We start from the raw sequence: 22,508 nt of genomic DNA, 5'->3' as shown, positions 1-22,508 counted from the left end.
CCGGAAGGTCAGGCCGAAGGGAGAGCACCATGGCCATCCAGCCCCATAACGAGAAGGCGGCCGCGACCTGGGGGTCGGGCGGTGCCGACTACGACAGGATCAGCGAATCCATCGCCGATTCCATCGAGCATCTGCTCAACCGGCTCGACATCCGGCCGGGCGAACGCGCGCTCGACCTCGCCACCGGCACCGGCTGGACCGCGCGCCGCCTGGCGCAGAAGGGCGCGAAGGTCACCGGCCTCGATATCGGCGCCGGCGTGATCGAGGCGGCGCGGCGCCTGGCCGAGCAGGCCAATTTGCGGATCGACTTCCGGGTCGGCGATGCCGAGGCGATGGAGCTTCCCGATGCCGGCTTCGACGTCATCACCTCGACCTGCGGCGTGATGTTCGCCAGCCGGCCGGAGGCGGTGGCCAGCGAGTTGGCGCGGCTCTGCCGTCCGGGCGGGCGGATCGGCCTGACCACCTGGCCGCCGGACGGCGCCATCGCCGGCGTGTTCCAGGTGATGCGGCCCTACATGCCGCCGCCGCCCGGCCCGCCGCCGCCCTCCCCCTTCGAATGGGGGCGCGAGGCGCGGCTGCGGGAACTGCTCGGCGACGCCTTCGAGTTGCAGATCGAGACGGGCACCACGGTGCTGCGCATGCCGGATGCGGAGGCGGTCTGGCAGCTCTTCAGCACCGGCTACGGCCCGACCAGGATGCTGCTGCAGAACACCGACCGGAAGGAGGCGCTGAAGCGCGACTTCCTCGCCTTCCACGAGGCGCACCGCACCCCGATGGGCATCACGATGCCCCGCGACTACCTGGTGGTGGTCGGCCGGCGCCGCTGAGCCGCGGAGCCGGCTCCGCGGCCCGGCGCGGCCCCGGATGCCGGTTGCGATCCTAGCGGCACATCAGCACCGGCATGTCGCTGTTCTCCAGCACATGCCGGGTCACGCCGCCGAGGATCAGTTGCCGCAGCCGCGAATGGCTGTAGGCGCCCATGCAGAGCAGGTCTGCCCGGAAGTCCCGCGCCGCGCCGAGCAGCCCGGCGCCGACATCCTTGGTCAGCGGCTTGAACAGCACCGGCTCGGCCTCGATCTCGTGCCAGCGGAGGTAGCTGCGGATGCCCTCCACGCCCGGACCGCGCCGCTGGTACTCATCGGCATAGAGCAGCCGCACGGCATTCGCGCGGTGCAGCCAGGGCAGGCTGGCCGCGATCGCCGCCGCGCTCTCGGCCGAGCCGTTCCAGGCGCAGCAGACACGGGTGCCGATGGTGGCCGGCGCCTCGCGCGGCGCGATCAGCACGGGACGGCCGGAATCAAAGAGCACGGCATGCAGCGCGTCGGAGGAGGAGACATCCTCATCCGCCTCCGGGTGCGGCACCACCGCCAGGTCGTAGAGGCGGGACTGCTGCGCGACCACATCCTCCTCCCGCCCCGCGATGCTCTCGAAGGAGAGGGTAGGCCCATCCGTCTTCAGCGCGGTCTCGGCGCTGTTGGCCATCGTCACGCCGCCGGCATGGCCGGTGAAGCGCTCGAACAGGGCGCGCACGCGGTTGGCGCGCTCCCCGCTCTCACGCTCGGTCGCGGCCATCATTTCCTCGATCATGGCGCCCGAGAGGCCCTCCCCGGCCAGCGGGGCCACGTCCCGCGCATCCACCCGCACATGCAGGCAGTGGACATGCGCATTCCAGATGCGCGCCACCATCAGCGCGGTGGCGAGCGCGGCCTCCCCGGCGGCGGTGCCGGTCAGCGGCAGAAGCAGGCGTCGATAGGCCATGGCGCGTCTCCCCAGGGGCGCATGGCAGGAATGTCTAGCAGGGATCGTCCGGGTTCAAGCCCAGAGCGTTACGGACGGCAGGCAGAGGGTCCGTGGCCGCATCCACTCGCTGCCAGGTGATGGGGCCGGGATCGCGCGCGGCCGCCGCCGCCAGCACCGCCACATCGGCATCCGAGGCATCGCCGCGCCGCGCCGCGACCCGGGCGCGCAGCACCTCCGGCGGCGCCTCCAGCCAGAAGCCGGTGAAGGGCGCACCGCCGCGCGCCGCCTCGATCGCCGCGCGCTCCTCGGGCCGGAGGAAGGCGGCATCGGCGATCACGGCATGGCCGCCGTGCAGCGCCTCGGCCGCCAGGTCGGTCAGTTCGCGGAAGACCGCCATGCTCGCTTCCGGCGTATAGGCGGCGGCGGGCAGCCGCTGCTCCGGCGCGCAGCCGGCCTGGCGCTTGCGGATCTCGTCGCTGCGGAGCACCAGCGCGCCGGGCGCGGCGCCGATCCCGGGCGCGAGGCCGCGGGCCAGGCGCGACTTGCCCGTGCCCTGCAACCCGCCGACCGCCACCAGCCGGGGCGGCGGCGGCGCCAGCATCGCCTCGGCCCGCGCGAGGTAGGGCAGGCCCGACCCGGGCCCCTTCGCCCTGGAGAGGACATGCGCGCGGATCAGGGCGCGCATGGACAGCCAGACGGGCAGCGCCGCCGTCAGCCCGGCATCGCCGCTGCGGGCGACATAGCGGTTCAGCACCCGGTTCGCCGCGGCGCGGCCGACCCGGTGGTCGAGATCCATGAGCAGGAAGGCGAGGTCGTAGCCGGTGTCGATGGTCGCCAGCGCCTCGTCGAATTCCAGCGCGTCGAAGGGCGTCACGCGCCCTTCCAGCAGGCAGAGATTGCCGAGATGCAGGTCGCCATGGCAGCGGCGCACCCGCCCGGCGGCGGCGCGCGCCGCCAGCAGGGGCGCCAGGCGCGCCAGCGTGGCCTCCGCCGCCGCGGCCAGCGCCGCGACGCGCGCCGGCGGCAGGCCGGCGGCCAGCGCCGCCTGCCGGTTGCCCGCCAGGACCCGGCCAAGCTCGGCCGGCGCATCGAGGCCCGGCACCGGCGGCAGCGCGGCATGCAGGGCGAAGGCGGCATCGGCGATGGCATCGAGCACCGACCCGTCCAGCCCGCCCCGCGCCGCGACGGCATCCAGGAAATCCTCCGGCGGGACGGGCGCCATGCGCAGCACCCAGTCCACCACCTCCCGCTCCCCGCCGAGCGCAAGCCTGCCGTCCGGCGCGCGCGTCACCGGCACCACATCCCGGTAGAGCGCCGGCGCGGCCGGCTGGTTGATCTCCAGCTCCCGCCGCAGGAAGCGCTCCCGCGCCGCCAGCGTCGAGAAGTCGAGGAAGCCGAGCGCGACCGCCTTCTTCAGCTTGAAGGCGGTGTCCGGCCCGACGAAGACGGCGGAGACATGCGTCTCGATCGGCTCGGCGCCGGCGAGGTGCCGGAGCAGCGCCGCGGCCCCGGCCTGCTCCGCCGGCATCATGCGCCGGCGCGCCTGCGGCCAGGCGAAGCGCTCGCGCGCCTCCGGCGCTGCAGGTCTCCCGCGCGCCTCCGGCGCGACCTCACGGGTAGAGCGCCTCGATGCGCCAGCCCGCGGGGGCATCGCCGGCGCCGCTTGCGGCGACCCGGTGGAAGACCTGCCGGTCATGCAGGCGGAAGGGCATGTCGCGCCAGAACTCGATCCGCTGCGGCAGAAGGCGGAAGCCGGACCAGTGCGGCGGGCGCGGGATCTCGCCGATGCCGAATTTCAGCGTGTATTCCGCGACCGCCTTCTCCAGCGCCCAGCGCCCCTCCAGCGGCCGCGACTGCCGGCTGGCCCAGGCGCCGATGCGGGAGCCGCGGGCGCGGGAGGCGTAATAGGCATCCGCCTCCGCCTCCGGGACCTGCTCGACCGGTCCCTCCACGCGGATGCTGCGCTGCAGGCTCTTCCAGTGGAAGCAGAGCGCCGCCTGCGGGTTGGCCAGCAGCTCCTGGCCCTTCCGGCTTTCGAGATTGGTGTAGAAGACGAAGCCACGCGGATCGACGCCCTTCAGCAGCACCATGCGGGCGGAGGGGCGGCCATCCGGCGTCGCGGTCGCCAGGCAGACGGCATTCGGATCGTTCGGCTCGGTTTTCGCCGCTTCCGCCATCCAGGACTCGAAGCGGGCGATCGGATCCTCGGCGGTGCTGTCCATGGCGGAAATCCCGGGTCACAAGGCGTGCGGCCGGAACCCCTTGCCCGGCGGTCGGGGGTGTGCCACCACGCCAGCCCCTTCGCAACAAGCCGGTCCCTGCCCAGAATGTCAGACGCGCCCCTCGCAGACGCCCCCACCGGCACGCTGATGGCCGGCAAGCGCGGGCTCATCATGGGCGTGGCGAATGACCGCTCCATCGCCTGGGGCATCGCCCGCGCCGTTGCCGCCCAGGGCGCGCAACTCGCCTTCACCTATCAGGGGGAGGCGCTGGAGAAGCGCGTGCGGCCGCTGGCCGAGAGCGTCGGCTCCTCCCTCGTCCTGCCCTGCGACGTGACGGACGATGCCAGCGTGGACGCCGCCTTCGCCGCGATCCAGCAGACATGGGGCCGGATGGACTTCCTGGTCCATGCCATCGGCTTCGCCAACAAGGAGTATCTCCGCGGCCGCTACCTGGACACGCCGCGCGACGTCTTCCTGCAGGCGCTCGACATCTCGGCCTATTCCTTCGTCTCGGTCAGCCAGCGGGCGGTGCCGCTGATGACCAATGGCGGATCGCTGCTGACCATGAGCTATCTGGGCGCCGAGCGCGTCACGCCGCACTACAACGTGATGGGCGTGGCCAAGGCGGCGCTGGAGGCGAGCGTGCGCTACATGGCGGTGGATCTCGGCGGCCAGGGCATCCGGGTGAACGCGATCTCGGCCGGGCCGATCCGGACGCTGGCGGCCAGCGGCATCGGCGATTTCCGCTACATCCTGAAGTGGAACCAGTACAACAGCCCGCTGAAGCGCAACGTGACCATCGAGGAGGTGGGCGGCGCGGGCCTCTACCTGCTGAGCGACCTCTCCTCCGGCGTCACCGGAGAGGTGCACCATGTGGACAGCGGCTTCCATGTGGTCGGCATGAAGGCGGTGGACGCGCCGGATATCAGCACGGTCTGAGCAGGCCGGCAGGCTGAGGCCCATCCATGTCCCACAACAGCTTCGGCCACCTCTTCCGCATCACCACCTGGGGCGAGAGCCACGGCCCGGCCATCGGCTGCGTGGTCGATGGCTGCCCGCCCCGCCTGGCGCTGACCGAGGCCGATATCCAGCCCTTCCTCGACCGCCGCCGTCCCGGCCAGAGCAAATTCGTGACGCAGCGGCAGGAGCCGGACCGGGTCCGCATCCTCTCCGGCGTCTTCGAGGGCCAGACGACCGGCACCCCCATTGCGCTGCTGATCGAGAACACCGACCAGCGCAGCAAGGATTACGGGGAGATCAAGGACCGCTACCGCCCCGGCCATGCGGACCTGACCTACGACCTGAAATACGGCATCCGGGACTATCGCGGGGGCGGCCGCTCCAGCGCGCGGGAGACCGCGATGCGCGTCGCCGCCGGCGCGGTGGCCCGCAAGGTGCTGGAGGGTGTCACCATCCGCGGCGCCCTGGTGCAGATGGGGCCGGACCGGATCGACCGCGCCGCCTGGGACTGGGCGGCGGTGGAGGAGAACGCCTTCTGGTGCCCGGACCGCGCCGCCGCCGCGCGCTGGGAGGCGATGCTGACCGAGGCGCGGAAATCCGGCTCCTCTCTCGGCGCCGTCATCGAGGTGGTGGCGGAGGGCGTGCCCCCCGGCCTCGGCGCGCCGATCTACGGCAAGCTCGATGCCGATATCGCGGCAGGGCTGATGGGCATCAATGCGGTGAAGGGCGTCGAGATCGGCGAGGGCTTCGCCGCCGCCGCACTCTCGGGCGAGAGCAATGCCGACGAGATGCGCATGGGCCCGGATGGCCGCGTGCTCTTCGGCGACAACCATGCCGGCGGCATCCTCGGCGGCATCTCCACCGGCCAGCCCATCATCGCCCGCTTCGCGGTGAAGCCCACCTCCTCCATCCTGACGCCGCGAAAGTCGGTGGACCGCTTCGGGCAGGAGGTGGAGGTGCTGACCAAGGGACGGCACGATCCCTGCGTCGGCATCCGCGCCGTCCCGGTGGGGGAAGCGATGCTGGCCCTGGTGCTGGCCGACCACCTGCTGCGGCACCGCGCGCAGAACCCGGATGCGCCGGGCGAGGCCCGGCTGCCGCGGAACTGACACCTGGCTCGTGACCTCCCGACCTGCGGCCCGCGGAGCGGGCCGGGCGAAGGCGCGCCGCGACCCATGCCGCGCAGCCAAGGCCCGGAGGGCCGCCGGCGGAGGCAGGACATGCGTCAGCATCTCACGAGCCAGGCATGAGGGCGTCCTCCCCGCCGCCGGTTTGATTCGCGCCGTCTCGCGGATGGCCTTCGATCCCCTGCCCGATCCGCCCTAAGCTTGTCCGACGACCGCCATCGGATCATGGCGCGCGTCCGCAAACCGCAGCCATGTCCGGCCGGCGGGGGGAGGAACACCAGCATGAAGATCAAGCTGCACCACGTGAATTTCTGCTCGACCGACGTGCCGGCAATGGCGGAATTCTACCGCACCGTGCTCGACCTGGATCCGGAGCCCTCGCTCGCGGAGGCACGGGTGACCGCCACGGGCTATGCCGGCAAGGTCGCCTTCGTCACCGACGGCACCACGCAGTTGCACCTGGCGGAGCGGGATCTCGGCGTCGGCTTCCGCACCGGGAAGGCGATCAACCCGCTGGAGCGGGGCCATATCGCCTTCCGGACCGACGACCTCGCCGCCTTCAAGCGGCGCCTGACGGAGAAGGGCATTCCCTTCGCGGATTACGGCGCCTGGGCCATGAATGGCTGGGAGCAGATCTTCTTCCACGACCCCGAGGGCAATGTCGTGGAGGTCCACCAGGACCATTCCGCGAAGCCCGGCGCCGATCCGCAGCAGGGCTGACCGCCGCGGGGGACGTGGCGGGCGCCACGCCCTTTTCCTGGCGCCGGTCCGCCGTGCCAGGGCCGGATTGCCGGCCGGCCCGGAAAGGCCGGCCTTTGGCCGCCCCCGGACCTCTGCACGCCCCGGCAGGTTGCGCCGAGGTCCGGCCGCGATCCGTCGGGGCAGGGAGAGGCCCTGATGCTTGACCGATCCGGGCAGGAGCGCCGCGCCTGCGGCGGGCCGCGGAAGCGGTCCAGCGCGGGCTGGCACCCCCGCCACAGGGATCAATGATCGGGGCCGTTGGTGCCCCCAGCCGCCTCAGGACTCCGCGGGTGCTGGCGTCGCAAGCTCAGGCGCGATGCCAGCCTGGCGCGCAACGAACGGGTGGCCCTGCCGCGTAGAGCGTCCTCAGACCGCCCAGTCGGTGGAGGTCAGGCACACGGCGCCGTCCTCGAACCGTACTACCTCGATCTCCTCCAACAGGTCATGGCCGCCCGGCCCCATCGCTTCCCACTTGCCGTCCAGCCGCGGCACCAGCACCGTGTCGTGCCGCTTGCCGGGCAGCACGGCGGTATCCCGGCCATCGCCGCCCCGCAGCGTGTCGTCGCCCGCGCCGCCTTCCAGGCGGTTGGCGGATGCATTGCCGATCAGCAGGTCGTTGTCCGAACCGCCCACCGCATTCTCGATGGTGACGCCATGGGCGATCCAGAGATTGTCCCGCCCGTCATAGGTGGGTGACGGTGCGGCCTTGGCCCAGTCCGGCAGTTCCGCCCGGCGCTCCGCCTCGGTCAGACGCAGGCCGATGCTGCTGGCCTTGCCTTCCCGCAGGTCGATGACATTGGGCAGCACCTGGTTGCCGGCATCGATCACATCCCGGCCGCCGCCATCCCAGATGGTCGTCAGGAAGCGCTCACCCGGCTCCCAGGCATAGGTCGTATCGCCGGCATTGGTCGCCTTGTTGGCGCCATAGAGGTACTGGACCGCCGCGATGTCCTTCGGCGTCGGCACCGCGGGGTAGAGGTTGGTGACCGTCCATTTGTAGGACTCCGGCGTCCCCTCGACCGCCACCACCCGGTAGTTCGGCGGGGCGGTGTAGGCCATGATGGTCTCGGCATAGGTCGTCTCGCCCTCCGGCAGGGAGGCCTCGCCCTCGAAGGGGTGCTTCAGACCGATCGCATGGCCGATCTCGTGCACCAGCGTGAAGGGGCCGTAGCGGCCCGCCGCCTGGTCGTCGAGATTCGGGGCGGTGGAGAGCCAGACATCGCCGGCACGTTTCGTTGGCTTGACCGTGGCGATCCGCCCGTCATCACCCAGGGTGATGTCGAAATCCGGGAACCAGCTCAGCCCGCCGGACTCCATTTCGCTCCGGCCGAAGCGGATCGCGCCGCCTTCCCCCGTATCGGACACTTCCTTGAATTTAATGTTGGCGACCGCTTCCCAATTCGCCAGCGCCTGCCGCGCCGCCTCCTGCAGGGCGGCATCGAAGGCGCGGAAGCCCGGATGGTCGGCCGCGGATTCATAATCCGGCCGCGCCGCCATGAAGCTGTAGGTCACCGTCGCGGAATTGCCGATGCCGCCCGGCTCGTCCGGCGGCGATCCCTTGGCATCCTTGAAATTCCAGCGCGCCCTTTCCCCGGCCAGCTCATTGATCTGCAGCAGCGGCGCCACATCCTTCAGCTCAGTCATGCGGCGTCGGTCCGATTGGCGGCATCGGTCATGCGTCCCCCTGTGTCCTCAGGCGGCGGCGCGGCAGCGCCGTCCGCGAATTGTATACCATAGTACTGCACCGGCCGGACGGTTGCACCCTTGACGGGGCCGGGCGTGGCGCGGGAAACACACTGGTAAGAAGGAGCGCGAGACGAGACCATGCCGTTCGCCGATCCGCAGCCGGAACCGCCTGCCCTCGATGCCTTCGTCGCCCTGTGCGGTGAAGGGCCCTGGCATTCCCGCGTCGCGGATCTCGGGCAACGGGCGCATCCCGGCTCGCTCAGCGGCCGCGCGGCGCAGCAGCGCTATGCGCTGGAACTCGCCCTGGCCCGGCTGTGCGACCGCAAGGCGGCGGCCAAGGCCGGCCCGGCCGAGCGCCGCCTCTGCGCCCTGGCCCGCGACGCCGTCGCCCTGGCCGAGAGCCTGCCGGCCGCCGCCCGCGCCCGGTTGCAGGACCGGCTGCTGGGCGGCCTCAGCGGGGAGGAGACGCTGATCCCGCTCTTCCACCTGCTGCGGACGGCGAGCCTGCTGCGTGGCCGCGGCTTCGCGGTGCATTTCGACGGCCTGGCCGAGGAGGCGCCCTACGACCTGCGGATCGAGCGCGGCGGTGCCGTGGCCGAGGTGGCGTGCGAGACCGTCTCGGCCGAGGAAGGCCGCCCCGTGCCGCGCGGCGACTGGTGGGCGCTGGTCGATGCCATCAATCCGGAATTGCAGACCTGGCTGGCCGCCCATCCCGGCCGCTACCTGCTGAAGATGACCCTGCCGGAAGGGCTGTCCGGCCCCGACCAACTGGCCGGGCTGCAGCGCCGGATCACCGCCCTGCTGGCCGAGGAGAAGCGCCAGGATGCCGGCGCCCAGGCGGTGCTGAAGCTCGACCCGCTGATGCTAGCCGGCGCCCAGGCGCAGGACATGCCGGGCGGCCTGCCGGCGCGGCTGCGGGCGCAATTCGGGCCGGAGGCGCATCTGGCCGTGACCACCGGGAAGGGCAGCGGCAGCGTCTTTGCCATGGCGGCCCGGGCGGGGCGGGAGAACGCGATCGCCGCCGCGGTCTGCCGGCGCGCGACGCTGGCGGCGGAGGGCCGCCTCACCGGCCGGCATCCCGGTATCCTCGCCGTCTTCCTCGAGGATCTCGACCGGCTGGACTGGCAGGTGCTGCGCGGCGAGCAGCTGGAGCTGGAGGGGGCGGTGCGCCGCTTCCTGACGACGCCGCCGGCGCGGCGGGTGGTGGCGGTCTCCTGCGCCTCCCGCTTCGAGATGTTCGGCGCGCCGGATGCGGCGCCCGAGGGCGAGCTGCGCTTCCGCAACCCCGGCCATGCCGCGGCCAAGCATCCGGGCCTCGCGCCGGCCATCCTGTCCTCGGTCTGATAAACCTCCACGCGGCGGGGCCCCGTATTCGTTGTGCGGTAGACTGGCGCCGCGCGTGAGCGTGCGACGAAAGCGCCCGCAGAGTCCTGATACCGTCGCGCATCAATGCTGACACATTTGCGCGGCCTCAGGCGTCGGCGCCGCCTGCTGCGTTTCGGCTGCACGGCCTCAGCCGCTGATGGCGGCTGCAAGTCGGATTTACGCCGGCTGGTGTGAGACGGTTAGGGTTACCTGGCACATGGCATGCTGGCGCAGGTCATGCGCCAGGGCCGATGCCGGCCGGGCTGACACCAATGCGGTCACCCCGAGGCAACCGGCGTGTTGCAAGCACGTTTCCCCGCAGCTTCGTAGATCGCCGCAGGCTGGTGCGGCTGAACCGGGAGACGGCGTTGCATGACCGAGCGTGAGTTCCAGGCCAAGCTTGCCGAACTGGACCGGCTGCTGAACGACCCGGAGATCCGCATGGATCCGGACCGGGTCTGGGCGCTGCTGGCCGAGATCAGCACGCAGGAGCCGGGCAGCGCTGCCACGCGGCCCTGATCCTGCCCCCTCCCCCCGCTGAGGAGGGAGGGCCAGGCTGGGGGGCGCGGCACCGGCCTTGCCTCAGCCCCCCTTCGGCCCTCCCCCGCCAGGCGGGGGAGGGCGCCCGGGATCAGGCGACCTCGAACAGCCCCGCGGCGCCCTGGCCGCCGCCGATGCACATCGTGATCACCACGTATTTCACGCCGCGCCGCTTGCCCTCGATCAGCGCATGGCCGGTCATCCGCGCGCCGCTCATCCCATAGGGATGGCCGATCGAGATGGCGCCGCCATCCACGTTCAGCCGCTCATTCGGTATGCCGAGCTTGTCGCGGCAATAGAGCACCTGGCAGGCGAAGGCCTCGTTCAGCTCCCAGAGGCCAATGTCGTCGATCTTGAGGCCATGCTGCTTCAGCAGCTTCGGAATCGCGAAGACCGGGCCGATGCCCATCTCGTCCGGATCGGTGCCGGCCACCGCCATGCCGCGATAGATCCCCAAGGGCTGCAGGCCGCGGCGGGACGCCTCCTGCTCCTCCATCACCACGCAGGCCGAGGCGCCGTCCGAGAGCTGGGACGCGTTGCCGGCGGTGATGAACCGCCCCTCCTTCACCCGCTGGCCGTCCTTGAAGACCGGCTTGAGGGAGGCGAGGCCCTCCAGCGTCGTGTCGGCGCGGTTGCCCTCGTCCTTGGTCAGCGTCACCTCCTTGCGGGTGATCTCGCCGGTGGTCTTGTCCTGCACCGCCATGACGGAGGGCAGCGGCACGATCTCCTGCTCGAACCGGCCGGCGGCCTGGGCGGCGGCGGTGCGCTGCTGCGATTGCAGGGCGTATTCGTCCTGCGCCTCCCGGCTGATGCCATAGCGGTCGGCGACGATCTCCGCCGTCTCCAGCATGGTCATGTAGAGCTGCGGCACATGCTGCTCGAGCCAGGGGTCGCGCGTGCGGTGGCGGTTCACCTTCTCGTTCTGCACGAGCGAGATGGATTCGAGGCCGCCGCCCACCGCGACCTGCTGCCCGTCCACGATCACCTGCTTGGCGGCGGTGGCGATGGCCATGAGGCCGGAGGAGCATTGCCGGTCCAGCGACATGCCGGGGACGGTATGCGGCAGGCCGGCCCGCAGGGCGCATTGCCGGGCGAAATTGCTGCCCTGGCTGCCCTGCTGCAGGGCGGCGCCCATGACCACGTCCTCGACCTCGGCGGGGTCGAGCTTCGCGCGCTGCACCGCGGCGGCGATGACATGGCCGCCCAGCGCCTGGGCCTGGGTGTCGTTGAAGGCGCCGCGATAGGCGCGCCCGATCGGCGTGCGTGCGGTCGAGACGATGACGGCACTTCGCATGGTCGTTTCCTCCTCCTGGACTCGGTCACGGCATCAGTTGCTGCCGAGGATCTTCCACACCCCGTCGCCATGCACCAGCGTGCGGCCGCCCGCGCTCAGCGTGCCGCGGATGAAGACGACGCTGCGGGTCGCCCGCAGCACCTCGCCGCGCCCCACCACCAGCTCGCCCAGCCGGCCGGGGGCGATGAAGTGGTGGTTGAGCTGCACGGTGGTGACGGGCTTGCGGCCGGCCGCCTCCCACACCGTCATGCCCAGCACGTCGTCCATGAAGCTCATCAGCATGCCGCCATGGACGACGCCGCCGATATTGAGGTGCCGCTGCTCCGGCAGGAAGGCGTATTCCCATCCCTCGCCGGCGCGGCGGGCGAGGAAGGGGCCGATCATGGCCGGGTAGTCCTTGGCCGGCACCGGCTTCCAGCCGGCGGCCTTCAGCTCCGGCGCGATCACGTCACTCACCTTCAGGTCGGGGAGGCGGGCTTCGGGGGGCGCGATATCGTTCATGGCTGCGGGTATAGCCGCCCCGGCCCGGGGCGTCAGGCGGGCTTCTCGGCCGCGATCAGGAACTCCCGGTTGCCCTCCGGCCCGAGGATCGGGCTGGGCTCGACGCCGATCACCCGCCAGCCCGGCAGCCCGGCCCACCACTCCGCGATGCGGTGGCAGACCGCGCGATGCACATGCGCGTCCCGTACCACCCCGCCCTTGGCGATGGCCGGCCCCACCTCGAATTGCGGCTTGATCAGCGCGACCGCCCAGGCGCCGGGCGCGCAGAGCCCGAGCGGCAGCGGCAGCACCGTCTGCAGGCCGATGAAGCTGGCATCGCAGACCAGGACGCCCGGCGCCTCCGGCACCTGGGTGGCATCGAGGTAGCGGGCGTTCACCCGTTCCATCACCACCACCCGCGGATCGTTGCGGAGCCTCCAGGCAAGCTGGCCATGGCCGACATCCACGGCATAGACCTTCGCCGCGCCATGGTGCAGCAGCACATCGGTGAAGCCGCCGGTCGAGGCACCGACATCGAGGCAGACGCGGCCCTTGGGCGAGAGGCCGAAATGCGCGATGGCATGGGCCAGCTTGACGCCGCCGCGGGAGACCCAGGGATGGTCCTGGCCGCGCACCTCCAGCGGCAGGCTCTCGGCGATCTGCTGCCCGGCCTTCTCGATCCGCTGCTCGCCGGAATAGATCTTGCCGGCGAGGATCAGCGCCTGCGCGCGGGTGCGGCTCTCGACCAGGCCGCGATCCACCAGGGCCTGGTCCGCCCGGATCTTCGTCACGCGCCCGTCCTGTGCTGCCATCGGACGACCCTCGGTGGGTGGTCTCCTCTCCGCCTGTGTCGCCGGCGAAGAACGGGTCGGGGTCAATCGGCGGCGCCGGGTGGCCCTGCCCCGCAAGCGGCGGAGGGCGCCCTGCCCTAGGCCCGCGCCGGCCGCGCCGCCGCGCCGGCGCCAAGCGCCGAGACCGCCATGGCGACGATCTGCGCCGCGTTCAGCCCGGCCTCGTCATACTGCTTCTTTGGGCTTTCATGGTCGATGAAGCGGTCCGGCAGGCACATCGGCCGCACCTTCAGCCCGGCATCCAGCATCCCGCGCAGCGCCAGGTGCTGCAGCACGAAGCTGCCGAATCCGCCCACCGAGCCTTCCTCGATGGTGATCAGCACCTCGTGCTCGCGCGCCAGGCGCTCCACCAGCGCGGTATCCAGCGGCTTGGCGAAGCGGGCATCGGCGACGGTGGTGGACAGGCCGCGCGCCGCCAGTTCATCCGCCGCCTTCAGGCATTCGCGCAGCCGCGCGCCGTAGGAGAGGATGGCGACCGACGTGCCTTCGCGCACGATCCGGCCCTTGCCGATCTCGAGCGGCGTGCCACGCTTCGGCAGCTCGACCCCGAAGCCCTCCCCGCGCGGGTAGCGGAAGCCGCTGGGACGGTCGTCGAGCGCCGCGGCGGTCGCCACCATATGCATCAGCTCCGCCTCGTCCGAGGCGGCCATCAGCACGATATCCGGCAGGCAGCCGAGATAGGCGATATCGAAGCTGCCGGCATGGGTCGCGCCATCGGCTCCGACCAGCCCGGCACGGTCCATGGCGAAGCGCACGGGCAGCTTCTGCAGCACCACGTCATGCACCACCTGATCGTAGCCGCGCTGCAGGAAGGTGGAATAGATCGCGCAGAAGGGCTTCATCCCCTCCGTCGCCATGCCGGCGGCGAAGGTGACGGCATGCTGCTCGGCGATGCCGACATCGAAGCTGCGCTTCGGGAACCGCTTGGCGAAGGCGTCGAGCCCGGTGCCGGAGGGCATGGCGGCATTGATCGCCACGATGCGGTCATCCGCCTCCGCCTCGGCGATCAGCGCGTTGGCGAAGACCTTGGTGTAGCTCGGCGGGCCGGGCGGGGCCTTCTGCTGCTCGCCGGTGATAACGTTGAACTTGACCACGCCATGGTACTTGTCGGCGCTGGCTTCGGCCGGGGCATAGCCCTTGCCCTTCTGGGTCACCACATGCAGCAGCACCGGCCCCTGCAGGTCGGTGTCGCGCAGGTTGCGCAGCACCGGCAGCAGATGCTCCAGGTCATGCCCGTCGATCGGGCCGACATAGTAGAAGCCCAGCTCCTCGAACAGCGTGCCGCCGGTCAGCAGCCCGCGGGCATATTCGTCGGCGCGCTTGGCCGCGCGCTCGAGCGGCGCCGGGAAGTGCCGCGCCAGCTTCGCCATCATCTCCCGGATCGAGAGGAAGGGGCGGGAGGAGACCACGCGCGAGAGATAGGCGCTCATCGCCCCGACCGGCGGCGCGATCGACATGTCGTTGTCGTTCAGCACCACGATCAGGCGCGACTTCTCGGCGCCGGCATTGTTCATGGCCTCATAGGCCATGCCCGCGCTCATCGCGCCGTCGCCGATGACGGCGACGACATTGCGCTTGTCGCCCTTCAGGTCGCGCGCGACCGCCATGCCGAGGCCGGCGGAGATCGAGGTGCTGGAATGCGCCGCGCCGAAGGGGTCGTATTCGGATTCGGACCGCCGGGTGAAGCCGGAAAGGCCGCCGCCCTGGCGGAGCGTGCGGATGCGGTCGCGCCGCCCGGTCAGGATCTTGTGCGGATAGGCCTGGTGGCCGACATCCCAGATCAGCCGGTCGCGCGGCGTCTCGAACACCGCATGGACGGCAACGGTCAGCTCGACCACGCCGAGCGAGGCGCCGAGATGTCCGCCGGTCTGGCTGACGGCATGGATCGTCTCGGCGCGCAGCTCATCGGCCAGCTGCTTCAGCTGGTCGGTCGAGAAATTGCGCATATCGGCCGGAATGCGCACCCGGTCGAGGAGCGGAGTGGAGGGTGTGGGGGACATCAGCTCCTCCGCTCGATCGTGAAATCTGCGAGCATCCGCAAGAGGTCGCCCCTCTCCCCGAAGCCGTCAAGGTGGCCTTTGGCCTGGGCCACCAGCCGCTCGGCCTGCAGCCGCGCGCGCTCCGCCCCCAGCAGGCCGACCAGGGTGGCCTTGCCGGCCGCGGCGTCCTTGCCGGTCGCCTTGCCGGTTTCCTCGGCGCTGGCGGTCGCATCCAGCAGGTCGTCGGCGATCTGGAAGGCGGCGCCGAGGTCGCGGCCATAGGCCAGCAGGGCATGCCGCTGCGCGAGCGGCGCCTTGCCGAGGACGGCGCCGGCCTCGGCCGAAAATTCGATCAGCTTGCCGGTCTTCAGCGTCTGCAGCCGGCCGATCGCCACCTCGTCCAGCCGGCCGCCCTCGCGCTCGGCCAGCATGTCCAGCATCTGCCCGCCGCACATGCCGCGCGGGCCGGCGGCGCGGGAGAGGCAGCGGACCAGCTCGGCCCGCACCGCCGGGTCGGCATGCGTGTCCTCCTCGGCCAGCACGGTGAAGGCGTGGCATTGCAGGGCATCGCCGGCGAGGATCGCGGTCGCCTCGTCCCAGGCCTTGTGCACCGTCGGCTTGCCGCGGCGGAGGTCGTCATCGTCCATCGCCGGCAGGTCGTCATGCACCAGCGAATAGGCATGGATCATCTCGATCGCCGCGGCGACGCGCAGCGCCGCCTGGCGGGAAACGCTGAACTGCCGCGCCCCCTCCAGCACCAGGAAGCCGCGCAGCCGCTTGCCGCCGCCGATCGCGGCATAGCGCATGGCGGCATAGAGCGGCGCCTCGGCGCCTTCCTCGGGCGGCAGCAGGACCGAGAGCGCCTGGTCGATCTCGGCGGCGGCCTCCGCCATGGCGCGCGACAGGGAGAGCGGGCGCGCTTCGGTGGTCGTACTCATCGGTGTGGAGACCTCATTCGACATCGCGCAGCGTCGGGCCGCCGGGCCCCTCGACGATGGCCTGCACCTTCGCCTCGGCCTCGGCCAGCTTGCGCTCGCAATGCTGCCGCAGCGCGGAACCGCGCTCATAATCCGCGATCGCCTGGGCGAGGCTGCCTTTCCCGCCCTCCAGCGACCGCACAATCTCTTCCAGCTCGGCCAGCGCGTCCTCGAAGGACAGGGAGGCAAGCTCCCGCCGTGCCGGCATCTCCGCCGGCCTGTCCCCCATCGGCGCGCCGGGCTGGCCCCGCCCCTCTCCCATCCGGGTCTCCTGGCTCGAAACGCCATCATACATCCGGCAGGCCAAGGGCAAAACCTCGCCAGGCCCGCCCGGTTCGATCCGGCACGCAACGAGCCCCGGCGTGGCGCCGGCGCGACACCGGGAAGCCCCGCAAAATCAGGGGGCCGCCGGCGCCGGCGGGCACGGGCGGCGATCCCTGCCGTCCTGCGGCGAACCGGCATCCCACCGCCCTCCCTGCCGAGTCGGGCCGGGGTCGGCGGCGCCCGGCGCCTTGCGGGGCCAGCGCCCCGCCCTGCGCGCCCCCTTCTTCGCGCATCCGGCGCGAGGGTGGATTGATCGCACGGCAAGGTTGCGGCCGCTGACGCTCCCGTCGCACCATTCCCCCAGGGCGGGGGTACACCGCCCGGCAGGAACGGATCGGCCAGCGCGGACCACCGCGCGGCCCGGCGTGAACACGCGCCAGCCGGGTCCATGAGGGAGAGGGTCCATGAGCTCGACCGCCATAGGCACACCTGCGGACAATCAATTAGCTGGCGAACAGATAGGGAGCGATGCAAACCAACCCTTGGTTGCCGGCGGCCCGCTGGAGGCACGGCACCTCCGCTCCGCCGCCTACCGCAATGCGGCGCAGCAGCAGAAGCTGACCAGGACCCACTGGCATATCGCCTGGGCGAACGGCCTGGGCTGGGGGTTCGATGGCATGGACGGCGCGATCTTCGCGCTGGTCGCGCCGATGGTGATGGCGGAATTCGCCGTCAGCCTGCCGGAATACCGCAGCGGCGTGCAGATCGCGATGCTGGTCGGCATCATCGGCCTCTATCTCTGGCCCTGGCTGGCGGACCGCTTCGGCCGGCGCAACCTGCTGGCGATCAACATCGCCATGTTCTCCCTGATGATGCCGCTGGTGGCGCTGTCGCCCAGCTGGGGTTTCTTCGTCGCGGCCTATGCCATCGTGCGCTTCGCGCTGAACGGTGAATGGGCGATCGGCTCCATGCTGGTGGCGGAGACCTGGCCGGCCCGGCTGCGCGGCCGCATCGTCTCCGCCAACCGGGCGGCCTGGGGCGTCGGGGCGGCGCTGGCCGGCACCATCACCGCCGTGATGGTGGACAGCTGGGGCTGGCGTTCCGCCTTCATCCTGCCGGCGCTCGTGGCGCTGCTGGCGATCTATGTCCGCTTCATGTGCCCGGAATCGCCCTATTGGGTGCGCACCACGGACCGCAAGCGCCGCATCCGCGCCGCCATCGCCTCCGGCGAGTCCCTCACCGAGGAGGACCGGACCTGGTTCGGCAAGGCGGACAAGGTCGGGCTGCGGCAGCTCTTCCTGCCGGACATGCGGCGGAACACGATGCTGGCCACCTTCGTCGCCGTCACCAACCTGATCGCCTTCTCGACCGTCGGGCTCTGGATGCCGCTCTTCCTGCGGGAGGCGCATGGCTGGTCGGCCGCGGAATACGGCAGCTTCTACGTCGCCTGGGGGCTGATCGGCGTGGTCGGCATCGCCGGCGCGGGCTGGATCTCCGACCTGTTCGGGCGGCGGCTCGGCTTCGTGCTGATGCTGGTGCAGGGCGCGCTGTTCCTGACGCTCTGGATCTATGCCGAAAGCCGGACCGCCCTCTGGGTCTATGGCCTGCTCTGGAGCATCGGCTTCCTCGGCGTCTGGGGGCCGGCCACGATCTATACGGCGGAGATGTACCCCACGCGCATCCGCGGCGTCGGCAACGGCTTCTCCTGGGCGCTGGCCTTCTTCATCGGCTACGTCCTCTGGCCCTTCGTCTCGGTCTGGATCCGCGAGGCGACCGGCGGCTTCCACCTCGCCTTCCTGCTCATCCCGGTCTTCATGCTGCTGCAGGCGGCGGTGGTCTGGATCTGGAGCCCGGAGCATGCGGGCAAGGACCTCGACGGCATCCATATTTGATACCAGACCGCATGATGGCTGACCTGCAGCCGCCGCAGGCGGCTGAGCGCCCGGATGGCCGGGCCCCCATGGAAGATGCGGCCGGCATCTTCCATGGGCACCGGGGGCGCCGCGCCCTGTGGCGCGCAGCCAAGCCGCAGGAGGCGGCGCTGCCGCCTGAGGCCGCATGAATGTGTCAGCATTTATGCGGGACAGCATGACGCGATGCGGGCGGGGCGCCGGCCGCCCCGCCCGCCCGGCCCGTCTTGCCCGGCCGCGGCCGGGCATGGACCATGCGCGCGACGGAACGGAGAGACAGGGCCGATGCGCGCGCGGATCCGCGACACGGAGATCTATTTCGACATCGAGGGCGCCGGCCTGGTACCCGACGGGCCGCGCATGCGGGAACGCCCGGTGGCCTTCGCCATCCATGGCGGCCCGGGCGGCGACCATACCGGCTTCAAACCCGGCTACGCCGCGCTGACCGAGGCCCTGCAGGTGGTCTATTTCGACCATCGCGGCCAGGGGCGCTCCGGCCGCGGCGACCCCGGGCGCTGGACGCTCGACGAGGCGGCGGAGGACATGGAAGCGCTGCGGCAGCATCTCGGCTGCGGCCCGATCGTCTCCATCGGCACCAGCTATGGCGGCATGGTGGCGATGGCGCATGCGGCGCGCTACCCCGGCAGCGTCTCCCACCTCGTGCTGGTCGTCACCGCCGCGCATGGCGGCTTCATCCCGCGCGCCCAGCAGATCCTGGCCGAGCGCGGGACGCCGGAGCAGCAGGCGCTCTGCGCCAAGGTCTGGGAGGGCGGCTTCGAGGATGAGGCGGAGCTGAAGCGCTACTACCGCGTCATGGGCCCGCTCTATGCCGCCAGGCACGACCCGGCCAAGGCCGAGGACGGCCTCGCCCGCGCCATCCACAGCCCGGAGGCGCTGAACCGCGCCTTCCGCCCGGGCGGGTTCCTGAGACGCTTCGACCTGCGGCCGGACCTCGCGCGGATCACCGCCCCCACGCTCATCCTCGGCGGCCGGCTGGACTGGATCTGCCCGCCGGAATTCTCCGAGGAGATCCATGCGCTGATCCCCGGCTCGCGCCTCGTCATCGTCGAGGAGTCCAGCCATTCCATGCGGGTCGATGCGCCGGAGCGGCTGTTCGGCGAGATCCTCCGCTTCGTCGCCGGGGCCTGAGCAGGCCGGGCTGGCCGGGCGGCCCGCCGCATGGCTGAATGCCGCCGCGGCAGGAGGAACAGCCCATGGCGGAGACGATCCTTTTTCCCGGACAGGTGGAATGGTCGGGCGAGAATCCCGGCATTTCCCTGAAGACCGACCCGGAGGGGCCCTTCACGGCGTTGGCCAGCTTCTTCCGCGTGGTCCTCTCGCCGCATGGCCGGGGCCATGCGCTGGTGCTGCTGGAAGCGCCGCAGCAATCCGGCGCGCCGGGCAATCTGTGCCTGACCGACAACGAGCCCCTGGCCCGCTGGCTGGTGGCCGAATACGTCTCGCATTTCGGCGCCTGGCGCGACCTGCCGGGCCTCGCCGGGCTGCGCTACCAGGCGCTCGACAGCGTCGCCACCGAAGGCGACCCGGCCAGCACCTATGCCGAGGTGGTGCGGGCCGGCGGCATGACGGTGCGGCTGACCTGGCGCGGCCTCAGCAAGCCCTTCTGCTTCGCCTTCCCGCCGGAGCGCTCGGCCACCGGCCGGCACCATATGCCGAGCCTCTTCATCGGCTGCGAGGGCGCCAGCATCGAGATCGACGGCCGCGCCCTGCCCGGCCAGCCGGTGCCGCGGGAGGTGGCGGGGCAGCGGATCAGCACGGCGATGCTCGCCTTCTCCGAGACCTGGATCCGCGCCTGAGCGGGAGGGAAGGCGCCATGCCGAGCGAGATCGAGCGCAAATTCCTGGTCACCGGCGATGGCTGGCGGCGGGCGGCGCTCGGCCCCGGCCTGCGGCTGCGGCAGGGCTACCTGCCGAATGGCGGCGCGCCGGGGGCGCCGGTGGTGCGCCTGCGCCTCGCCGGGGAGCAGGGCTTCCTGACCATCAAGGGCCCCGGCCTGCTGACGCGGGCGGAATTCGAGTATCCGATCCCGCCAGGGGATGCCGAGGCAATGCTCGCGGGCCTCTGCACATCGCCCATCCTGGAGAAGACCCGCACCCGGGTCGGCCATGGCGGGCTGGTCTGGGAGGTGGACGAGTTCGCCGGCCCCCTCGCCGGGCTGGTGCTGGCGGAGGTGGAGCTGGCCTCCGCCGACCAGGCCTTCGAGCGGCCGGCCTGGGTGGGCCGGGAGGTGACGGGCGATCCCCGCTATCAGAACAACAATCTCGTCCGCGCCGGCGCGCCGCCGGGCGCGTGACACAGCGCGCAGGCATGCTGGCGCATGTCCTGCCTCGAACGCCGGCGGCCCTCCGGGCCTTGGCTTCGCGGCATGGGCCGCGGCGCGCATGCGCGTGCTCGGCCCGCTCCGCGGGCCGCAGCTCGGGACGTCTTGCGCCAGGTCCCATGCCGCCCGGTACAGGCGCCATCACGCCACCGCGCCGAATTGCAGCGCCGCCAGCCGGCCATAGAGCCCACCCTGCCGCACCAGCGCCTCATGCGTGCCGGTGGCGACGATGCGCCCCGCCTCCATCACCACGATGCGGTCGGCGCGCCGCACCGTCGCCAGCCGGTGCGCCACCACCAGCGTGGTGCGGCCGCGCGCGGCCATGGTCAGCGCCTGCTGCACCGCCTGCTCGGATTCCGCATCCAGCGCGCTGGTCGCCTCGTCCAGCAGCAGCACCGCGGGGTCGCGCAGGATGGCCCGCGCGATCGCCAGCCTCTGCCGCTGCCCGCCCGAGAGCATGACGCCCTTGGTGCCGAGGAAGGTGGAGAAGCCCTGCGGCAGCGCATCCAGGAAGCCATCCGCCGCGGCCGCCTCCGCCGCCGCGCGCACCGCCGCATCGCTCGCCGCCGGCCGGCCGAAGCGGATATTCTCCCAGGCATCGGCGCTGAAGACGACCGGGTCCTGCGGCACCAGGCCGAGCCGGGCCCGCAGCGCCGCCGGATCGACGCCGCGGATGTCGATGCCGTCCAGCGTGACCCGTCCCGCCTGCGGGTCGTAGAAGCGCAGCAGCAATTGCAGCACGGTGGTCTTGCCGGCGCCGGAGGGGCCGACCAGCGCCACCGTCTCGCCCGGCTCCACCAGCAGGGAGAAGCCGTCGAGCGCCGGCTGGCCCGGCCGCGTCGGGTATTCGAAGCGGATATCCTCGAAGGCGATGCGGCCGCGCGGCGGTGAAGGCAATACGGCCGGCGATGGCGGCGCGGCGATGCCGGGCGGCACGGCCAGCAGGTCGAAGATGCGCTCCGCGGCGCCGGCGGCCCGCTGGATCTCGCCCCAGACCTCGCTCAGCGAGGCGCCGGAACTCGCCAGCATGACGGCGTAGAGCACGAAGGCCGCCAGCTCGCCGCCGGTCATCCGCCCCGCCACCACGTCGCGCCCGCCGACCCAGAGGCTGAAGGTGATGGCGCCGAAGCCGAGCAGGATGACCAGCAGGATGAGCAGCGAGCGGCTGTTGATCCGCCGCACCGCCGCGGCGACGGCGGCATCGACCCGCCCGGCGAAGCGCGCGCGCGCCGCCGGTTCCTGCGTGAAGGCCTGCACGGTCCGCAGCCCGGCCAGCACCTCCTCCGCCATGTCGCCGAGATCGGCGATCCGCTCCTGCGCCGCGCGGGACAGGCGCTTCTCCCGCCGGCCGAACAGCACCATCGGCGCGACCACCAGCGGCACCACCAGGGCGACGATGCCGGCGAGTTTCGGGCTGGTCACCAGCAGCATCCCGAAGGCGCCCGCGCCGGTCAGGACATTGCGGATCCCCTGGGAGATGGCGGAGCCGATCAGCGACTGCAGCAGCGTGACATCGGCCGTGAGGCGGGAGAGGATGTCGCCGGTCCGCGCCGTCTCGAACCAGGCGGGGGAGAGGCGGAGCACATGCTCGAAGACCTCCCGCCGCAGGTCGCCCGCCACCCGTTCGCCGAGCCAGGAGACCAGCCAGAAGCGGGCGCAGGTGGCGGCGGCCAGCGCCGCGACGACGCCGAAGAGCAGCAGCGCGGTGCGGTCGAGCGCCGCGGCGCTGCCGGCGGCGAAGCCCTCATCCACCAGGTGCCGCACGCCCTGGCCGAGGCCGAGCACGAGACCGGCCGCCAGCAGCAGGGCGATGGCCGCCAGCGCCACGCGGCCGCGATAGGGCCGGAGATAGGGCAGCAGGCGGCGCAGCGCGGCCAGCCGCGCGACGGCCGGGGCGGATGCGCCCGGGCCTGTGGTCTGGTCGGGCGGGCTCATGCCGGGCCGGGCTGCCTCCTCGGTTGTTCGGGGGCCGGATGCTGGACCCCGGGCCGCCTGCCGGCAACCGCGGGACGGGCGGCAGATCGGCGGTTG

General features: G+C 71.9%; 21 protein-coding genes. 10 read left to right on the top strand and 11 right to left on the bottom strand.

Annotated features, from left to right (window positions below; all coding sequences use genetic code 11):
- Nucleotides 1-29 precede the first annotated feature (29 nt).
- Entirely contained in the window at nt 30-827 is a 798-nt protein-coding gene (locus LHA35_RS12745; RefSeq protein WP_226608652.1) for a class I SAM-dependent methyltransferase, read from the top strand.
- A gap of 52 nt (nt 828-879) precedes the next feature.
- On the opposite strand, the gene LHA35_RS12740 is transcribed toward LHA35_RS12745, so the two are convergent.
- The 3 genes from LHA35_RS12740 to pdxH form a co-directional block, all read right to left on the bottom strand.
- A complete protein-coding gene (locus tag LHA35_RS12740) occupies nt 880-1,758 on the bottom strand; it encodes a universal stress protein (protein ID WP_226608651.1) in 879 nt (292 codons plus the stop codon).
- Between the two features lie 34 nt (nt 1,759-1,792).
- Complete coding sequence (locus tag LHA35_RS12735) at nt 1,793-3,271, bottom strand: bifunctional aminoglycoside phosphotransferase/ATP-binding protein (protein WP_226608650.1); 1,479 nt, start codon at nt 3,269-3,271, stop codon at nt 1,793-1,795.
- Between the two features lie 79 nt (nt 3,272-3,350).
- On the bottom strand, nt 3,351-3,962 hold the full coding sequence (pdxH, locus tag LHA35_RS12730; protein ID WP_226608649.1) for a pyridoxamine 5'-phosphate oxidase: 612 nt from the start codon (nt 3,960-3,962) through the stop codon (nt 3,351-3,353).
- A gap of 105 nt (nt 3,963-4,067) precedes the next feature.
- Here pdxH and fabI point away from each other — a divergent pair, with 105 nt between their 5' ends.
- The 3 genes from fabI (at nt 4,068) to LHA35_RS12715 (ending at nt 6,769) form a co-directional block, all read left to right on the top strand.
- Nucleotides 4,068-4,901 carry an enoyl-ACP reductase FabI gene (fabI, locus tag LHA35_RS12725; protein ID WP_226608648.1) on the top strand — a complete coding sequence of 278 codons (834 nt, stop codon included), beginning with the start codon at nt 4,068-4,070 and terminating at the stop codon, nt 4,899-4,901.
- Nucleotides 4,902-4,927: 26 nt separating this feature from the next.
- The gene (gene aroC / locus LHA35_RS12720) at nt 4,928-6,031 is read left to right on the top strand and encodes a chorismate synthase (protein ID WP_226608647.1); all 1,104 of its coding nucleotides are present in this window, start codon (nt 4,928-4,930) and stop codon (nt 6,029-6,031) included.
- Between the two features lie 300 nt (nt 6,032-6,331).
- Nucleotides 6,332-6,769 (top strand): VOC family protein, encoded by a 438-nt coding sequence (locus tag LHA35_RS12715; protein WP_226608646.1) that lies wholly within the window; start codon nt 6,332-6,334, stop codon nt 6,767-6,769.
- Between the two features lie 387 nt (nt 6,770-7,156).
- Here the strand turns inward: LHA35_RS12715 and LHA35_RS12710 are convergent, their stop codons facing one another.
- Nucleotides 7,157-8,434: a M10 family metallopeptidase gene (locus tag LHA35_RS12710; RefSeq protein WP_226608645.1), complete on the bottom strand. Its 1,278-nt coding sequence runs from the start codon at nt 8,432-8,434 to the stop codon at nt 7,157-7,159.
- Nucleotides 8,435-8,614: 180 nt separating this feature from the next.
- On the opposite strand from LHA35_RS12710, the gene LHA35_RS12705 reads away from it, so the two are divergent.
- The gene (locus LHA35_RS12705) at nt 8,615-9,820 is read left to right on the top strand and encodes a hypothetical protein (RefSeq protein ID WP_226608644.1); all 1,206 of its coding nucleotides are present in this window, start codon (nt 8,615-8,617) and stop codon (nt 9,818-9,820) included.
- 393 nt (nt 9,821-10,213) lie between these two features.
- Nucleotides 10,214-10,360 carry a peptide chain release factor 1 gene (locus LHA35_RS12700; protein WP_226608643.1) on the top strand — a complete coding sequence of 49 codons (147 nt, stop codon included), beginning with the start codon at nt 10,214-10,216 and terminating at the stop codon, nt 10,358-10,360.
- Between the two features lie 112 nt (nt 10,361-10,472).
- Here LHA35_RS12700 and LHA35_RS12695 read toward each other — a convergent pair whose 3' ends face one another.
- The 6 genes from LHA35_RS12695 to LHA35_RS12670 form a co-directional block, all read right to left on the bottom strand.
- Entirely contained in the window at nt 10,473-11,675 is a 1,203-nt protein-coding gene (locus tag LHA35_RS12695) for an acetyl-CoA C-acyltransferase (protein WP_226608642.1), read from the bottom strand.
- Nucleotides 11,676-11,708: 33 nt separating this feature from the next.
- Nucleotides 11,709-12,176 carry a PaaI family thioesterase gene (locus LHA35_RS12690; protein ID WP_226608641.1) on the bottom strand — a complete coding sequence of 156 codons (468 nt, stop codon included), beginning with the start codon at nt 12,174-12,176 and terminating at the stop codon, nt 11,709-11,711.
- A gap of 32 nt (nt 12,177-12,208) precedes the next feature.
- Complete coding sequence (locus LHA35_RS12685) at nt 12,209-12,946, bottom strand: TlyA family RNA methyltransferase (protein WP_226608640.1); 738 nt, start codon at nt 12,944-12,946, stop codon at nt 12,209-12,211.
- Between the two features lie 137 nt (nt 12,947-13,083).
- Nucleotides 13,084-15,006, bottom strand: coding sequence for a 1-deoxy-D-xylulose-5-phosphate synthase (gene dxs / locus LHA35_RS12680; RefSeq protein ID WP_226608639.1), 1,923 nt, complete (start codon nt 15,004-15,006; stop codon nt 13,084-13,086).
- A complete protein-coding gene (locus LHA35_RS12675) occupies nt 15,006-15,923 on the bottom strand; it encodes a polyprenyl synthetase family protein (protein ID WP_226608638.1) in 918 nt (305 codons plus the stop codon). The genes dxs and LHA35_RS12675 overlap by 1 nt, the downstream gene beginning before the upstream one ends.
- 13 nt (nt 15,924-15,936) lie before the next feature.
- Nucleotides 15,937-16,170 carry an exodeoxyribonuclease VII small subunit gene (locus tag LHA35_RS12670; RefSeq protein WP_226608719.1) on the bottom strand — a complete coding sequence of 78 codons (234 nt, stop codon included), beginning with the start codon at nt 16,168-16,170 and terminating at the stop codon, nt 15,937-15,939.
- A gap of 598 nt (nt 16,171-16,768) precedes the next feature.
- Between LHA35_RS12670 and LHA35_RS12665 the strand changes: the two genes are divergently transcribed.
- From LHA35_RS12665 to LHA35_RS12650, 4 genes are all read left to right on the top strand, one after another.
- The gene (locus LHA35_RS12665) at nt 16,769-18,118 is read left to right on the top strand and encodes an MFS transporter (protein ID WP_226608637.1); all 1,350 of its coding nucleotides are present in this window, start codon (nt 16,769-16,771) and stop codon (nt 18,116-18,118) included.
- A gap of 303 nt (nt 18,119-18,421) precedes the next feature.
- A complete protein-coding gene (locus LHA35_RS12660; protein WP_226608636.1) occupies nt 18,422-19,285 on the top strand; it encodes an alpha/beta fold hydrolase in 864 nt (287 codons plus the stop codon).
- A gap of 65 nt (nt 19,286-19,350) precedes the next feature.
- A complete protein-coding gene (locus LHA35_RS12655; protein ID WP_226608635.1) occupies nt 19,351-19,953 on the top strand; it encodes a hypothetical protein in 603 nt (200 codons plus the stop codon).
- 17 nt (nt 19,954-19,970) lie between these two features.
- Nucleotides 19,971-20,450: a CYTH domain-containing protein gene (locus LHA35_RS12650; protein ID WP_226608634.1), complete on the top strand. Its 480-nt coding sequence runs from the start codon at nt 19,971-19,973 to the stop codon at nt 20,448-20,450.
- A gap of 168 nt (nt 20,451-20,618) precedes the next feature.
- Here the strand turns inward: LHA35_RS12650 and LHA35_RS12645 are convergent, their stop codons facing one another.
- Entirely contained in the window at nt 20,619-22,412 is a 1,794-nt protein-coding gene (locus tag LHA35_RS12645; protein ID WP_226608633.1) for an ABC transporter transmembrane domain-containing protein, read from the bottom strand.
- Between the last annotated feature and the right edge of the window lie 96 nt (nt 22,413-22,508).

Origin of the sequence: Roseicella aerolata (genome assembly GCF_020523605.1) — a bacterium.
Lineage (GTDB): Bacteria > Pseudomonadota > Alphaproteobacteria > Acetobacterales > Acetobacteraceae > Paracraurococcus > Paracraurococcus aerolatus.
This window is presented reverse-complemented; position numbering and strand designations above follow the sequence as displayed.

Excerpts from the sequence above, each read along its gene's own strand:
- LHA35_RS12645 (WP_226608633.1), bottom strand. The coding sequence starts at position 22,412 with ATGAGCCCGCCCGACCAGACCACAGGCCCGGGCGCATCCGCCCCGGCC.
- LHA35_RS12655 (WP_226608635.1), top strand. The coding sequence starts at position 19,351 with ATGGCGGAGACGATCCTTTTTCCCGGACAGGTGGAATGGTCGGGCGAG.
- LHA35_RS12660 (WP_226608636.1), top strand. The coding sequence starts at position 18,422 with ATGCGCGCGCGGATCCGCGACACGGAGATCTATTTCGACATCGAGGGC.
- LHA35_RS12700 (WP_226608643.1), top strand. The coding sequence starts at position 10,214 with ATGACCGAGCGTGAGTTCCAGGCCAAGCTTGCCGAACTGGACCGGCTG.
- LHA35_RS12670 (WP_226608719.1), bottom strand. The coding sequence starts at position 16,170 with ATGCCGGCACGGCGGGAGCTTGCCTCCCTGTCCTTCGAGGACGCGCTG.
- LHA35_RS12740 (WP_226608651.1), bottom strand. The coding sequence starts at position 1,758 with ATGGCCTATCGACGCCTGCTTCTGCCGCTGACCGGCACCGCCGCCGGG.
- dxs (WP_226608639.1), bottom strand. The coding sequence starts at position 15,006 with ATGTCCCCCACACCCTCCACTCCGCTCCTCGACCGGGTGCGCATTCCG.
- LHA35_RS12715 (WP_226608646.1), top strand. The coding sequence starts at position 6,332 with ATGAAGATCAAGCTGCACCACGTGAATTTCTGCTCGACCGACGTGCCG.
- LHA35_RS12695 (WP_226608642.1), bottom strand. The coding sequence starts at position 11,675 with ATGCGAAGTGCCGTCATCGTCTCGACCGCACGCACGCCGATCGGGCGC.
- LHA35_RS12745 (WP_226608652.1), top strand. The coding sequence starts at position 30 with ATGGCCATCCAGCCCCATAACGAGAAGGCGGCCGCGACCTGGGGGTCG.
- LHA35_RS12650 (WP_226608634.1), top strand. The coding sequence starts at position 19,971 with ATGCCGAGCGAGATCGAGCGCAAATTCCTGGTCACCGGCGATGGCTGG.
- LHA35_RS12690 (WP_226608641.1), bottom strand. The coding sequence starts at position 12,176 with ATGAACGATATCGCGCCCCCCGAAGCCCGCCTCCCCGACCTGAAGGTG.
- LHA35_RS12675 (WP_226608638.1), bottom strand. The coding sequence starts at position 15,923 with ATGAGTACGACCACCGAAGCGCGCCCGCTCTCCCTGTCGCGCGCCATG.
- fabI (WP_226608648.1), top strand. The coding sequence starts at position 4,068 with ATGTCAGACGCGCCCCTCGCAGACGCCCCCACCGGCACGCTGATGGCC.
- LHA35_RS12710 (WP_226608645.1), bottom strand. The coding sequence starts at position 8,434 with ATGACTGAGCTGAAGGATGTGGCGCCGCTGCTGCAGATCAATGAGCTG.
- LHA35_RS12705 (WP_226608644.1), top strand. The coding sequence starts at position 8,615 with ATGCCGTTCGCCGATCCGCAGCCGGAACCGCCTGCCCTCGATGCCTTC.
- pdxH (WP_226608649.1), bottom strand. The coding sequence starts at position 3,962 with ATGGACAGCACCGCCGAGGATCCGATCGCCCGCTTCGAGTCCTGGATG.
- LHA35_RS12735 (WP_226608650.1), bottom strand. The coding sequence starts at position 3,271 with ATGATGCCGGCGGAGCAGGCCGGGGCCGCGGCGCTGCTCCGGCACCTC.
- aroC (WP_226608647.1), top strand. The coding sequence starts at position 4,928 with ATGTCCCACAACAGCTTCGGCCACCTCTTCCGCATCACCACCTGGGGC.